Below are 14,829 nucleotides of genomic sequence, written 5' to 3'. Positions count from 1 at the left end.
ATTCACCTCATTTGATGGTTGGATTCTACCACCTAACTTGGTGTCTGGTTTTATTAGACCACTACAGTGTTGATACTTTTCGTATATCAGTCTCCCAAACTGGCATGGCAATTTGTGCAGTCCAGAGAGCAGTTGGAAGGCCGACGAATAAGGCAAGATACCTTTATCGAACAATTTTTAGAGTCGCAAAAGGTTATAAGGAAACTCAAGGAAGATTTCGGTAGTCAAATCAAAGTTGATCTACTTTTAAAGGATAATGATGGTCGAACCCGTATGTACCATGCGAATATACAAGCGGTCGAAAACCACGTGAAAGAAAAATACTCTCGCGAGACGCTTTGCAGATTGATAGAATGACCGCCTGCTCGAAGTTTGAGCAACCATGTGGAGATTCAAATGTTTGCTAACTTATTGAAAAAAAAGCCTGTAGAGCATAGCTCCAGGCTGTCGGATTTCGTAAGAAATGCTGACTCAGCGGAAAAGAAGAAGGTATATAGCCGAGTGATCGACCGCGCTATTGCCTCTCAAAATGCCGTTATTGAACTAGCTAAAACCAACCAAACACGATAACCCCAAGTGCTCGGAACCTCGGTTCAGGATCGAAAGGTCAGAGATCGAAGGGTCAGAACAATTGAACCCCAACACCATCACCCACTTCAAACACAAGAGCTAAACCACACAGCAAGTCAGCTTGATCTTTTTTTGCCAACAACCTAACCCCGACCAGCAAATACCTCAGCCAGTCGGGCTAGGGCCTGGCGTCTAGGGCCCGTGGCCGGGTGGGCGAAGCTGAGGCGCAGGTAGTGATTAAAATGACCCTGGGTAGAAAACAAGGCACCTGGGGTGATCACAATATTTTCCTTTAACAGCGGCTGATAATAACAGCTGGTGTCCTGCTGTTTTTGCAGCTCCAGCCATAGTGCTATGCCTCCCTCGGGTACGGTGTAGCGAAAGGGAAACTGCCAAAGCTCGTTTAAGGCCTTAAGTAAATCGTCGCGCTGGCGTTTTAACTGCTGGCGATATTGCAGCAGATGACGTTTGTAATGCCCTTCGGCCATAAAACTGGCCAGCCCTTCCTGCATGGCCTGACCGCTGGCCAGTTGGTTGATCAGCTTTAAATGCACAATCTTGTCATGGTGACGGCCACCAGCTACCCAGCCCAAGCGCAAATCCCTGGACAGCGATTTGGAGATGGAGCTGCATAGAATCACATTGCCATTTTTATCAAAGGCTTTGAGTGGTTCGGGGCGAAAGTGAAAGCCCAGGTCGCCGTAAATATCGTCTTCAATTAACGTCAGCTCGTACTTATCTGCCAGTGCCACCAACTGGCGCTTTTCCTCACCGGGAATCGAAGCTCCTGTGGGAGTAGCAAAACTGGCGGTGATCACGCAGGCCTTCACCGGCCATTTACGTATTACCGCTTCCAGATCGGCGGCTTTCAGGCCCAGCGTCGGCGACACCGGAATTTCCACCACTTTCAGTCGCAGTTGCTGCAACAGTTGCAATACACCATAAAAGGCCGGGCTTTCCACCGCTACCGTGTCGCCGGGTTCGCAGCAGCTCATCAGCGCCAGAAACAGGCTGTTCTGACAGCCCGCAGTAATACACAGCGCCGCGGCATCCAGCGCACAATTACGGCCCCGGTAAAGCAGCGCAATCTGCTCGCGCAGGGCCGGATTACCTTGCGGACCGGTGTAGTACACCGCTTTGTTGTATGGATGCTGACGCATGGCCCTGCCGATATGGCGATTAAGCTGCAGCAGATGGTTAACGGGTTCATGCACAGGCGCGCCGGGGCACAGATCAAAGGCCGCGCTTCTGGCCATAATGTCCTGAAAAATCAGCGGCATATTCACCAGGCTTGGCTGGGTATGCAGCAACCGCCGGGTGGAAGGCACGCCGGGCACAGAGCGCTGACTGACAAAATAGCCGGAGCGGGGTCTGGCTTCCACCAGGCCGCTGGCTTCGAGTTTATGCAGGGCGTGCTGCACGGTGATCTTAGCCACCCCAAACTGCTCACTAAGCTGACGGATAGACGGCAACCGCTGCTGTGGCCGCCACAATCCGGTGTGGATTTGCTCACTGAAATGCTGTGCCAGTTGTTCGTATATAAAACTCGTCATAGGCCTGCTTTAACCACGCAATCTGTACCTATTGTAATTTACTTTATTGTATCTATTACAGACAGAATTAATCCTTACACTTCCGCGGGTCTTTCACCTGTTCCTGTGGGGGTAACATGGATCATTCATCCATCTCTGAGCAGCACATTATTCTTAAGGTGCCTGCCTCGCCGGCCAAGATTTACATCCGTGAGCAAAGTGGGCGCTTCCAGCGTATGCGCCGCTATCTGAATTTTTTATTGGTGGGGTTGTTTGTACTGCTGCCGCTGCTGCATTTTAATGGTCGCCAGGCGGTACAGTTTGATATTGGCCAGCAGACCCTGGATGTGTTTTCCGTCACTTTATACCCGCATGACCTGGCGATCTTCGCCCTGCTGTTTATCCTCGGCGCTTTTCTGCTGTTTTATGTGACCCAACTGTATGGCCGGGTCTGGTGTGGTTATGCCTGCCCGCAAACCGTGTGGACCTTAATGTTCAACTGGGTTGAGCGACGGGTGGAAGGCAGTCAAAGCCACAGCCGCACCCTGGACAAACAGCCCTGGAGTTCAGCCAAGCTGGCCAAAAAAGCCCTTAAACATAGCTTGTGGGGCGCGCTGTCACTGGCTACGGCATTGGTGTTTATTTCCTATTTTGTGCCCGCCAGACAGTTGTATTCATCCTTCTTTACCTTAGAAGCCAGCCTGCTTATTCAGGGTTGGGTGTGGCTCTTTGCGGCTTGTACTTATATTAACGGCGGCTGGTTACGGGAAAAAATGTGCCAGCATATCTGCCCCTACTCGCGCTTCCAGTCTGCCATGTTCCAGAAATCCACCAAACTGGTGGCCTATGACGCTGCCCGCGGCGAGTCACGTGGGCCGAGAAAGCGCAGCGCTGCCAAGCCTCAGGGCATGGGCGATTGTATTGACTGCACTCTGTGCGTGCAGGTATGCCCGGTAGGTATCGACATTCGTGACGGCCTGCAATACGCCTGTATCAACTGCGGATTGTGCGTAGATGCCTGTGACGCCACCATGGATAAATTCAACTATCCCAAAGGACTGATTCGCTACGCCGCCGAAAGCGGCAGTAAAACCGCCTGGGCCGCGCATCTGGGCTATGGCGCGGCGGTGCTGCTAACGGTGACGATGATGTTTGCCTGGGCGATGCATCGCCACGACTTCGAGGTCAGCGTGATCCGCGACCGCCAATCCCTGTACCGTATTAATAACCAGGGCGATATTGAAAACACCTTTGTGCTGAAAACTCTGAATAAATCCCAGCACAGCAAACACTACCGCATTCGGGTCGACGGACTTAACGGCCTGCAGATACAGGGCCCGACTCAGATTGAGGTGGGTGCCGGTGAGCACGCCACCACGGCGCTGGCGGTGTCGGTGCCCGACACCCCGGAGCAGAAAAAAACTGATATTCATTTTTATATCGAGGAACTGGCCAGTGGCGAGTCGCTGACCAGAGAAACCATCTTCTACGCTGGCAGTGGCGCTTGGTAACGCCCTGCCCCGACAAGAGTGCAATAATGAAAAAAACACCCTTATCCGACAACGAGCGCCTTAAAGCACAAAGTAACTTTCTGCGTGGCACCATTCGCGAAGATCTGAACGATCAACTCACCGGCGGATTTAACGGTGACAATTTTCAGTTGATTCGCTTTCACGGTATGTATCAGCAGGACAACCGGGATATACGCGCTGAGCGCCTTAAGCAGAAACTTGAGCCACTGCACAGCGTAATGCTCAGGGTCAGGTTGCCGGGCGGCATTATCAGCCCTAAACAATGGCTGGGCATTGATGCCTTCGCTGGCAACAGCACGGAATACGGCTCCATCCGGGTGACCAACCGCCAGGCCGTGCAACTGCACGGTGTGCTGAAACACAATATCAAGCCGGTTCACCAACTGCTGAACCAACTGGGTTTGGATGCCAGAGCCACCGCCGGTGACGTCAACCGTAATGTGCTATGTACGTCTAACCCGGTGGAAAGCGAATTACACCAGCAGGCCTATGCATGGGCTAAGAAAATCTCCGAACATCTGCTGCCCAAAACCAACGCCTATGCGGAAATCTGGCTGGACGGCGAAAAAGTAGAGCAGCCGGAAAGTGAGCCGATCCTGGGCCAGCATTACCTGCCGCGCAAATTTAAGACCGCCATTGTGATCCCGCCGCAAAACGATGTGGACATTCATGCCAACGACCTGAACTTTGTGGCCATCGAACAAGCCGGCCAGCTTATTGGTTTTAACGTGCTGGTCGGCGGTGGGCTGGCCATGACCCATGGCGATACCAGTACCTATCCGCGTTTGGCCAGTGAGTTTGGCTTTATCACCTTAGACCATGTGCTGGCCATTGCCGAAGCAGTGGTTTCCACCCAACGGGACTGGGGCAACAGAAGCAACAGGCGCAATGCCAAAACCAAATACACCCTGGACCGGGTTGGAGTCGATACCTTCAAAGCCGAGGTAGAACAGCGGGCCGGTTGCCAGTTTGCCCCCATCAAACCCTATGCCTTCACCAGCCGCGGTGACCGTATCGGCTGGATACATGGCATCGACGGCAAGCAGCATCTGACCTTGTTTATCCCCAGTGGCCGCCTGATTGACCAACCGGGTCTTTTACGAAAAACCGGGATAGCCAAAATTGCTGCCATGCATAAAGGCGATTTTCGCCTGACACCGAATCAGAACATCATTGTCGCCGGTGTTGCCCCTGAGGATGTGCAAGACATCAATGCCATTGCGGTGGAACATGGTTTGATAAACCAACACCTGACACCCCAGCAGCAAGACGCCATGGCCTGTGTTTCCTTCCCTACCTGTCCGTTGGCCATGGCTGAGGCGGAGCGCGTGCTGCCCGAGCTGATTGAGCATCTGGACGATATACTGGCGGCGCAGCAATTGGCCAACGAGTCGATTATTTTTCGCGTCACCGGCTGTCCCAACGGCTGCGGCCGCGCCATGCTGGCCGAAGTGGGTCTGGTGGGCCGGGCGCTGGGCCGCTACGACTTGTACCTGGGCGGAAACCGCCAGGGCACACGTATTCCCAGGCTTTATCAAAGCAATAAGCAAATCGAGGATATCTTAAAAACCCTGGAAGGGCTGATAAGCCAATGGAGCCAAAACAAACAGCACGGGGAAGGCTTTGGTGATTACGTGGTGCGCGCCAATATCGTCACACCGGTAGTGAATTCCTCGGTGGATTTTTACCAGCCCTGAGGCTGACACCATCTGGCAGCGACCGCATTTTTACATAAGTTTGGAGACATTTATGAAAGCAACATACCTGACATTAGTGGCTATCTTGTCTGTTGGACTGACCAGCAGTGCACTGGCCGCTGGCAATGCCGAGGCTGGCAAGGCCAAATCCGCCACCTGCGCCGCCTGACATGGCGTTGATGGCAACAGCATCGCGGCCATGTACCCGAATCTGGCAGGCCAGCATGCCCAGTACCTGGAATCAGCCATTAAGGCCTATCGCGACGGCCAGCGCAGCGGCGGCATGAGTGCGGTGATGAAGCCTATGGTGGCCAAACTCAGCGACCAGGACGCCGCCGATCTGGCTGCTTATTTTAGCCAACAGACGTTAAAACAGTAGTTTTCAAGCCAGGCGGTTGACTCACATTATCAAACGGGAAGTGTTTGATGTGGTTCCCCCGCATGTGGAGTATTCCCTGACCGACTACGGTAAAACACTAACTCCATTGTTAATGCTGATGCGCGATTGGGGGGCCGAACATGCAGAAAAGGCAAAGCTGAGTGTGAAGGAAAACTAACCGACCTCGTTGCCTTATATATGAGTTTAAGCAATAAGCGCGATGATACGTAACATCGCCGCCCAATGCGGCCAATATTAATTGGCATCAACCGCCTTGGTATAGCCACAGCTGGGCTGTTGTGATTTTCGATAGTTTTGACAGCCCCAGAATGGCCCTCTGGCGCTTTGCCGCAATCGCATCTCAAAACCACACAATTGACAGACAGGCACACGATGCTGGCAGGCCTTATTAATACATTGCTTCCAGCCTTCCACTAAACGCATGGGCTTTTGGCATTGTTCACAGGGATTCTCACTATGTTCGCAACGGGGGTAATTGGAACAACCTAAAAAGGGGCCAAAGGCACCTTTATCACGCCGTTGCAGGGTTCCACTATCGCAGGTCGGGCACGTCAGTATTTGTAGCAAACGCTGCTGGGCACTGGTGTCAAATTCATCCTTGTCGATGTCATAACCATCGCGCAGCAACTCTTTGATAAATTCACTGGGTTTTGCCATATCCGCCAGCAGATAGACCCGTTCTCTGGCCCGGGTGATGGCCACATAAAACAGCCTTCGCTCCTCAGCGAAGGGAAAGGGTTCAAGGGCTGGTAGCAGGGCATCCACCAGCGGATGGGTGATTTTTTGCGAAGGAAAGCCACCTTCTCCGGATGCCAATCCCAACACAATCACATAATCTGCCTCCATACCTTTACTGCGATGAAAACTGTGGGCACTTATCACAAGCTTGCGGTAGTTGCGCTGCCAACCTTGTAGTGTGGCGCTATCCGGCAGCAAAAAGTTGTACCTGGCCAACACAAAAACACTTTTTGGTTCACTAAGGTTTTGCTCGATCCGGGCCAATACCCGCTCCAGGGCATTGCTGTCGTTGGTTCTGAACAGTGAAACCGCCGCCGAAGGTGCCTTTTTATGGGTGATCATCTGCTTTGGCAGCTGTTCGGGGTTTTGGCTGATAAACCGGGCGGCAACATCACTGATTTTGTCGTTAAACCGGTAGGTTTTATCCAGCTTAGTTAAGGCGGTATCGCCAAATACCTGCTGATAACGCGTGGTCAGGGTTACATCAGCACCGGCGAACCGATAAATGGCCTGCCAGTCGTCGCCCACGCAAAATAGCACGGCATCCTGGTGGGCATTTCTTAGCGCTTTGACCAGCCTGGCTCTGGGCGCGGAGATATCCTGAAATTCATCCACCAGAATATGCCGCCATGGCGAGGTAAAGCGCCCCTGCTCCACATATTGAGTAGCCCGTTCAATCATGTCCTCAAAGTCTATCTCATCGTCGAGCTCGGCCTGATAAGCGTCCAGAATCGGCTCAACCAGCGCTAAGGCCGCTTCAATCAAGGCCTTATGCGGCCCCTGTAATACGTTGTGCATGGCATTCTGATCGGTTCTGGCACTTTTGTACAAACTCATTACTTGCGTGAGAATATCGGCCAAGGCACTGACGGCCCCGAATTCTTTGAGGGTTTCCAGCACGGCTTCGGCTGGCAGCGGTTCAAAGACCACCTGATGCTGATGCAATTTGGCCCTTAAGGTGGAGGTAAGCTTACCGGCCTGATGATCGGCGTAGCGGAGCTCAACCAGCAAAGTACCATGCTGCTTGTGAATGCTGCGCTTCCATTGCATTCCTTCATGATATTTCGCCTTATTCACAAAAGGCGCGGTATTGCCCCGCTTGTCGACTCCCCAATATTCAAGGTAAAGCCCCTGTTCGGGGAGATAAAAGTCCGGTTTGTACTGGCGGAATTCCAGGGTTTTAGTGGCAATTTCATAAGGTGCTTCATAGCGATATTCCACGCCGTTTTTAAACAGCCAGTTGGCGATCAGCAGCTCGCCATAACTTTTCACCACTTCGCCTTTTAAGGTGCGGATATCGTTGTCGCGAAGATAAGCGATGTAATCACCCTCCGAGCTAAATTCAAACGGGTTTTTCTCCACATACTGAAAGCGCTCAAAGTAGGTCAAGACTTTATTCTTGTAGCCGGGTTGGGCCAGTAAAAGGTTAAAGCTTTGCTGTACAAAGTGTTTTTTTGCCGCCTCGTCATCGGCAAACTTGCTGATGCTGGCTTTAGCCCCCTCAACATGGGTGATAATGTGCCGCCCAAGCGCATGAAAGGTGCTGGCTCTGATTTTATCTGTGCCGAGGCGATGTTGGATGCGTTCATTCATCTCACCAGCAGCATCTTTACCAAACGCCAGCAGCAGGATCTCTGCCTCCACGGCCTGCTGGCTGGCCAGCAAATACCCGGCCCGGCCCACCATAGTGCTGGTTTTTCCGGTTCCCGCCCCTGCCAGCACCAGATTGTTGTGCTCCATGCGGATGCACGCTTCCTGCTGCTTGTCGGTAAGCGGGTTACTTTCAACCTGATTAAAGAAATGCGCATACTGGCGCTGCTGCTTACCGATAAACTCCATACGGATCTTTTCAACCGCAGCAAGATCCCAAGCGGCGACCTGGCGCACATATAAGAACGCCTGACGCTGTTCATCGCTAAGCCGCCCTGGCTCAATGGCCCGCGGCCAGCGGCTAATTTCCTGCGCGGCCAAGGCTTTACATTGCTTCCAGATTCGCTCACGTAAGTACGATTCAATAAGCTGGGATTGAATATGCTGACGCAAATGCAGCATCTGTTTAGCGCGGGTGGTATACCAGACAGAGGTGACGGCAGCAATGCATTGCTCGACTTGTGCCCTGGGCAAGCCACTGGCCAGCCTTTGGCCCGCCAGTGACATACCGGCCGAGAAAAATCCAGGCACAAGGCTGGGCGGCGCGTTAAGTTCACAAAGGGCGGTTCGGTAGCCCTGAACAACAAGCTCATCTTCACCAATAGCGCACTCAAATACCGGAGCACCAAATAACCTGAAGAACCAATTCGGTTCAATACGAAAATACTGTTGTTTATTGGCCACCAACACGTCCTACGGGCAATAAAATAACCATCAAAACTTGCTATTGAGACAATCCTGGCCGATTACCCGCGGATACTGGCCAGATCCTTAGCAAACCGAATCGCAATCTCCTGATTAATATTTTGAATACTGACTCTGAGCCCCTGGGATTCCTGATTAATATCAAACGAGGTGCCAGGCCTGACCAGCCAGCCTTTACGGGATAATTCATAGGCCGCTGCCTGGCTGTTGCCCTTGACCGGCACCCAGACATTCAGGCCGTCGATTGTCATAGGGCATGACACCCCGTGCGCCGCCAGCGCTTCGAGTAAGAAATTGCGCTGCCGCGCGCACTGCAGTTTGGTGTCGGCTAACTTAGCCTGCACCGACTTATCTGTCAGGCAGGTCAGTACCATGGCCTGCAGTACCCTGCTCACCCAGGACATGCCCGGGGCTAAACGGGTATTGAAACGGGCTACCGTGTCTTTGTCTGCAGCGATAATGGCCAGTCGCAGATCCGGCCCGAATCCTTTGGATACCGAGCGGAATATGGCCCAGCTTTGCGTGGTAGCGGGGATAACCGAATGGTATTCAGACTCGGCCATCAGCGCAAAGTGATCATCAACCATCACCAATACATTGGGATACTCCGCCAATACCGCCCGAAGTGCCTGGGCGCGCTCTGCCGACAAACAAGCGCCGGTTGGGTTATGCGCTCTGGGGGTAATAATCACCGCATGCGCGCCTTTGGCGAGCGCCGCATGCAGCGCTTCGGTTTGCATGCCGAATCTGTCGATTTGCACGCCGCTAAGCTTCATACCGGCCAGACGGATGGCGTTAGCCGAGCTGATATAACAGGGCTGCTCCACCAGCACAGTGTCGCCTGGCAGCAAATGCGCCGCCATTAAACGCTCCATGGCGTCGATGGCGCCATTACTCAGCACGATATCAAAATCACCGGGGCAGCAGTGGGCAAGCCATTGCTGGCCAAATTCGGCCAGCCCCGGTAGCAGGGTGTTTTCACCGTAAAGGTATTGTTGAAACTGAGTGCGGCTTGCCACCTGATTTAAGTCAGGTAACCAATCACGTTTAGGACTGCCATCGGCCAGGTCATACAAGGCCGTGTCGGTCATGCCCTCCTGCTCACCGGCATCGGTTAACTGACAAATGCGTGTCCCCAAGCGCCCCTGGGTAATGGCAATACCGGCTTTGGCCAGGCGCTGATAGGCGGATGACACGGTATTGCGGTTCACACCCAGCGTGTCGGCCAGTTCGCGTACCGGCGGCAGTAATGCGCCTGCGGGCAAGTCGCCGCTCTGGGTTAGCTCCCGCACCGATTCAAAAATACTCTGCGCGCTGTTACCTGATATATTGACTTTCATTTTTGTCCTATGACAATATATTTTTTGTCACGGGCCATTATAACGCTATGTGCGCTCAAGCCCATCTTTTTGTCTTAACCCTATTCTACAGGAGTTCCAATGTTTACAGGCTTATGTGCATTTCCGCTGACCCCTTTTCGGGATGAGTGTATTGATTTTCAGGCGTTTGAAAAGCTACTAAGCCGTTTGACTGACGCCAAAGTCGATTCCATCTGTGCCATGGGCTCTACCGGGTTGTACCCTTATCTGGACCACGCTGAATTTCAGTCTGTGGCGGAGAAAACCGTGGCGCTGGCCGACGGCATTCCGGTGATGGTGGGTATTGGTGCGCTACGTACCAAAGACGTTTTGCAAAAAGCCTATCTCGCCCAGCAGGCTGGCGTGAAGGCGGTATTGCTGGCACCAGTGTCCTACCATCCCTTGACTGAGGCGGAAGTCTACAATCTTTATGCCAAGGTCAGTGCCGAGTTGTCGGTGCCTTTGTGTGTTTATGAAAATCCCGGCGTCACCCAGTTTACCTTTAGCGATGAATTGTACGCAGAGGTTGCCAGGCTCAACAATGTGGCAGCGATTAAGATCCCCGGTATGCCATTTGCCAATGCACAAGGTGCAGAGCGTCTGGCCAGGTTACGTTCCATTGTGCCAGCCAACATGGCCATTGGTGTCAGTGGCGACAAATTTGCAGTGGCCGGGCTGCAAGCCGGCTGCGATCTGTGGTTGTCGGTGGTGGGCGGCCTGTTTCCGCAAACCGCCATGCGCATAGTTCAGGCCATCAAAGACCATCAGGCAGTGCTGGCAATACAATGGGCAGAGCAATTAGAGCCACTGTGGCAGCTGTTTGTGCGCAACTGGGGAGGAATGCGGGTCATGGCGACCGCGGCCGATATTCTGGGAATCACCGAAAGCAACTGTTTACCCCAGCCGCTGCAACCTTTAACCAGTGCCGAGCGGGCCAGTCTTGAAACCCTGTTGACACAGTTAAACCTCAGCTAATAAGGAACAGCGCAGATGTACAAGGTTGCAAGAGTGGCGGGTTTATTTAACTTTCCGGTGTTACTCAGGTATGTGCTGGCTGCCACCTTGGCAAGAACAGCAACCGGTGGCTCAACCGTGGCCGTTATTTTACTGGCCAATCAGCAAGGTGCCACCGGGCAGACAGCCGGTGCGCTGGCGGCCTGCCTGACCTTTCCGCATCTGCTCGGCCCCTTGTTTGGCCGCTGGCTGGATAATGCCAGGGATCCCCGCCGTCTGCTGATTGCCGCAGCTTTTATCTACGCGGGCTTTTTTCAAGTTGCCATCCTGGGTTTTGCGCAGCATCTGCTGTGGCTGACAGTGACATCGCTGCTGACATGTGGCACCTGCAGCTCCTTTTTGATGGGTGGCCTGAGCACCCAGTTGGCTGGCCTGGTTGGGCCAAACCGGGAGACCCGACGCCGCGCGCAAAATTGGGACGCCATAACCTATGCCTTGGGTATTACGACGGGGCCGTTGGTGGTGGCAGTCCTCTCTGGCAGCTACTCAACACAGATGGCACTAACGCTATTGATGCTGCTGCCAATACTGGCAGGCCTGTGCATACTCAGTTTCCCTGCGCCTGTAACCAAAACAGGCGCAGATAAAGCGCAGATCCAAAGTGTTGGACAGGTGATGCGCCTGATTAGCCGCTCTGCCCCATTACGTACCACTATTATTATGACCTCAGTGGCAGCCTGCAGCGTGGCCGCGTTACCTGTGCTCGCCGTTTATCTTGCAAAGAGTTGGCAAAGCGCTCAGGAACAGGGCGCCTATCTGGTGACTTGTTATGGTATTGGCACCTTGTGCGGTGGCTTGCTGCTGATGGTTAAACCGCTGCGCAAAGACGCCCTGACGCTACTCAAACAGCATGCGGCGATATTGCTGCTCACTCTGATAGCCATTGGTTTAAGCCCCTCTTTGCCGGTAGGACTATTTACCTATTGGCTTTGCGGCCTGGTTAATGCGCTGTTTTTTGCCAGCACCCTGGCGGCCCGCAGTGAGTATGCCCCCGAACAGGTTGCTGCCCAGGTGTATATGTGGGTAGCGGCTGCAAAAATAAGTGCTGCCTCGTTGGGGGCATTGATTGCCGGTTATCTGGTGGATAAATTCGTGCTGATGCCACTTATCCTGTCATTCACAATGCTGGGCCTGGCCCATCTGCTGTGTTTTCGCTTTGGTATCAATAAACAGAAGCAAGCACAGCAGGCTGAGATTGGCCAAGCCGGTTAGGATTAGCAAGCAGCTATTCCGTTAGGGATAAGTAGATAGGGGTTGCCCAGCGCAATGCAGAAGATATAGTGGTCACCGACAGTTACAAGCTTGAAATGACAACCATTAGATGACCGCACAACTGCTTTTTTTCTTCAGCGCCCTGGGCGTTTTTAATGCCCTGTTACTGGTTGGTTACCTGCTAAGCAAAACCCATCGCAGCCAAAGCGATGTGCTGCTCGGTTGCCTGTTGCTGATGCTCAGCATCCGCGTGGGTAAATCGGTGTTTTTCTATTTTTCACCGGATCTGGCCAAAATTTTCCTGCAAGTTGGGCTGTCTGCCTGTCTGCTGATTGGACCGTTTTTATATCTGTATTGCCTATCGGTACAACGCGGCTCACCCGTTCCCAGGTACAGCTGGGGCCATGTGCTGACGCCATTGTCGACCATCCTGGTAATAGGCGTGCTTTATCCCTATCAAACCCACACCGCACTTTGGGGTGTTCTGCTGTATAAAGTGGTGAACTATGTGTGGCTGTTTTATCTGCTGCTTAGCCTTTGGCATATTAAGCCCTGGCTGCTGCAAGTCAGACAGAAACCCTTTGACTTGTCGACACCTGCAACACTTTGCCTGAGTATCTGGTTGGGTACGGCGGTTATCTGGCTGGCCTATTTCACCGGTGCTTATACCTCTTATATCAGCGGCGCGCTGAGTTTTTCGCTGATCCTTTACCTTAGTATTGTGATGGCGATGCTGGCCCGCAAGGAGCGCCAACAAAATCGCTATCAGGATAAAAAAATACCGGACGACGATGCCGCCGCCATGCTGACCAGACTCAATCAATTGATGAACGACGAGCAGTTGTTCCTTAATCCCAACCTGACCCTGGCGCAACTGGCCAAACGTCTGGGCACCAACACCTCCAAATTATCGCAGTTTGTGAACGACAATCTGGCGATGTCTTTTCCTCATTACCTGAATGAGAAACGCATTGAACATGCCAAATCTCTGCTGCTCTGTGATACCGCATTAAGTGCCGAAGATGTTGCTGATGCGTCGGGGTACAACTCCCTATCCACCTTTTACTCGGCGTTTAAGAAATTTACCGGCACCACCCCGGCCAAGTTCCGTCAACTCCCGCCATAAAAGGCTGCGAAAGCATAATCCGGCACTACGGAATTATCATTTCGCAGTGTTTTTGCCAGCCTTTTCGCTAACGTGGCCAGCCACTTTAACGGAGGCTACCATTTTGAAACATCGATTATTCACACTTGTCACCCTGCTGATTTCGCTGACGTTTACGCAGCTTGCAGCGGCTGATGCAGGCACAGGGGCGACAGATGCCAAAGAGCATGCCGCCATCGAAACTGCCATCCAGCATTATTTCCACGGCAGCGCCTACAGCGATAAGACCAGATTAAAGCAAGCCTTTCACAAGCAGGCACGCTTGTATCTGGAAAAGAACGACCAGCCTTATTGGGAGGTCACCGCCACTGACTATATCAACTGGTACCAGGAGGCCAATCAGGGCCAGTTTAACGGGCGCCTCGGCCGTATTTTGTATATAGACAGGGAAGGCAACCTGGCCACCGTCAAGGCCGAGATACTGATGCCGGCAAAACAGCAGCGCTATATCGATATGTTGTTGCTGAAAAAGCTAGATGGGGTGTGGAAAATCTTAAGCAAAAGCGCCTTCGGTGAGGCCAGTTCGCACAATGGTCAGCGCATTCTGTTTATCCTTTCCAGCGCGCATTTTCATGGTGATTCGAGCCTGCCTACCGGGGTGAGCTTCTCGGAAATCGTCAATGCGTACGACGAATTTGCCAAGGCCGGATTCAGCGTTGATTTTGTCAGCCCTCAAGGCGGTGCATTGCCGCTGGCCTATATCAACACCTCACAACCCATGCACAAAAAGTATCTGTACGACAGCGATTTTATGTATGCCATTAGCCATACCCTGACACCCGAGCAGGTGATGGCAGAAGACTACCGCGCCGTACATTATGTGGGTGGCACCAATGCCATGTATGGGGTGGCAGATAACCCGCTATTGCAAAAAATCAGTATGGCCATCTATGAGCAGCATGGCGGCATTATTTCTGCGGTGTGCCACGGTACCGCCGGTATTGCCCATCTTCGTCTGCAAAACGGTGAGTACCTGGTTAAAGGGCGGCGTATCAGCGGCTATCCCGACGAATACGAACATCCCGACAGACCTTACTTTAAGGAATTCCCGTTTTTAATTACCAAGACCATTGAGCAGCGCGGCGGCACATTTCTGTATAGCCCGCGCAATACACCGCATATTGAAATCGATGGACGGATTATCACCGGGCAGAATTATTTGTCTTCGGCCGGGGTGGCCAGGGCCATGATCGACATGCTGACAAAAGAAACCGCCGAGTAATATTGGCAGCAATGTACGAAAGATTATTTGAGAC

General features: G+C 52.8%; 12 protein-coding genes and 1 pseudogene. 10 read left to right on the top strand and 3 right to left on the bottom strand.

Annotation, left to right across the window (positions count from 1 at the left end; translation table 11 throughout):
• Positions 1-66: 66 nt before the first annotated feature.
• Both ABD028_RS19670 and ABD028_RS19665 read left to right on the top strand, forming a co-directional pair.
• Positions 67-357 (top strand): zeta toxin family protein, encoded by a 291-nt coding sequence (locus ABD028_RS19670; protein ID WP_343847150.1) that lies wholly within the window; start codon positions 67-69, stop codon positions 355-357.
• Positions 358-396: 39 nt separating this feature from the next.
• On the top strand, positions 397-570 hold the full coding sequence (locus tag ABD028_RS19665) for a hypothetical protein (RefSeq protein WP_343847148.1): 174 nt from the start codon (positions 397-399) through the stop codon (positions 568-570).
• Between the two features lie 143 nt (positions 571-713).
• Here the strand turns inward: ABD028_RS19665 and ABD028_RS19660 are convergent, their stop codons facing one another.
• Positions 714-2,123: an aminotransferase-like domain-containing protein gene (locus ABD028_RS19660; protein WP_343847147.1), complete on the bottom strand. Its 1,410-nt coding sequence runs from the start codon at positions 2,121-2,123 to the stop codon at positions 714-716.
• Between the two features lie 116 nt (positions 2,124-2,239).
• On the opposite strand from ABD028_RS19660, the gene ccoG reads away from it, so the two are divergent.
• The 4 genes and pseudogenes from ccoG to ABD028_RS19640 all read left to right on the top strand — a co-directional run bounded on the left by ccoG (position 2,240) and on the right by ABD028_RS19640 (position 5,888).
• On the top strand, positions 2,240-3,613 hold the full coding sequence (gene ccoG / locus ABD028_RS19655) for a cytochrome c oxidase accessory protein CcoG (RefSeq protein WP_343847146.1): 1,374 nt from the start codon (positions 2,240-2,242) through the stop codon (positions 3,611-3,613).
• 26 nt (positions 3,614-3,639) lie between these two features.
• Positions 3,640-5,331, top strand: coding sequence for an assimilatory sulfite reductase (NADPH) hemoprotein subunit (gene cysI / locus ABD028_RS19650; protein WP_343847145.1), 1,692 nt, complete (start codon positions 3,640-3,642; stop codon positions 5,329-5,331).
• Between the two features lie 181 nt (positions 5,332-5,512).
• Positions 5,513-5,710, top strand: a pseudogene (locus ABD028_RS19645) (c-type cytochrome); the annotation flags it as partial.
• A 16-nt stretch (positions 5,711-5,726) separates the two neighbouring features.
• Positions 5,727-5,888, top strand: coding sequence for a winged helix-turn-helix transcriptional regulator (locus ABD028_RS19640; RefSeq protein WP_343847144.1), 162 nt, complete (start codon positions 5,727-5,729; stop codon positions 5,886-5,888).
• 77 nt (positions 5,889-5,965) lie between these two features.
• Here ABD028_RS19640 and ABD028_RS19635 read toward each other — a convergent pair whose 3' ends face one another.
• Both ABD028_RS19635 and ABD028_RS19630 read right to left on the bottom strand, forming a co-directional pair.
• Positions 5,966-8,803, bottom strand: coding sequence for a UvrD-helicase domain-containing protein (locus ABD028_RS19635; RefSeq protein ID WP_343847143.1), 2,838 nt, complete (start codon positions 8,801-8,803; stop codon positions 5,966-5,968).
• A gap of 62 nt (positions 8,804-8,865) precedes the next feature.
• Positions 8,866-10,164 (bottom strand): aminotransferase class I/II-fold pyridoxal phosphate-dependent enzyme, encoded by a 1,299-nt coding sequence (locus tag ABD028_RS19630; RefSeq protein WP_343847142.1) that lies wholly within the window; start codon positions 10,162-10,164, stop codon positions 8,866-8,868.
• Between the two features lie 99 nt (positions 10,165-10,263).
• Here ABD028_RS19630 and ABD028_RS19625 point away from each other — a divergent pair, with 99 nt between their 5' ends.
• From ABD028_RS19625 to ABD028_RS19610, 4 genes are all read left to right on the top strand, one after another.
• The gene (locus ABD028_RS19625; protein WP_343847141.1) at positions 10,264-11,157 is read left to right on the top strand and encodes a dihydrodipicolinate synthase family protein; all 894 of its coding nucleotides are present in this window, start codon (positions 10,264-10,266) and stop codon (positions 11,155-11,157) included.
• A gap of 15 nt (positions 11,158-11,172) precedes the next feature.
• Positions 11,173-12,408, top strand: a complete 1,236-nt coding sequence (locus tag ABD028_RS19620; RefSeq protein ID WP_343847140.1) for an MFS transporter — start codon at positions 11,173-11,175, stop codon at positions 12,406-12,408.
• Positions 12,409-12,517: 109 nt separating this feature from the next.
• A complete protein-coding gene (locus ABD028_RS19615; RefSeq protein ID WP_343847139.1) occupies positions 12,518-13,534 on the top strand; it encodes an AraC family transcriptional regulator in 1,017 nt (338 codons plus the stop codon).
• 103 nt (positions 13,535-13,637) lie between these two features.
• Positions 13,638-14,795, top strand: a complete 1,158-nt coding sequence (locus ABD028_RS19610; RefSeq protein WP_343847138.1) for a nuclear transport factor 2 family protein — start codon at positions 13,638-13,640, stop codon at positions 14,793-14,795.
• The last annotated feature ends 34 nt before the right edge of the window (positions 14,796-14,829 follow it).

It is taken from the genome of Bowmanella denitrificans, assembly GCF_039522935.1.
GTDB classification, from domain to species: Bacteria; Pseudomonadota; Gammaproteobacteria; order Enterobacterales; family Alteromonadaceae; genus Bowmanella; species Bowmanella denitrificans.
This window is presented reverse-complemented; position numbering and strand designations above follow the sequence as displayed.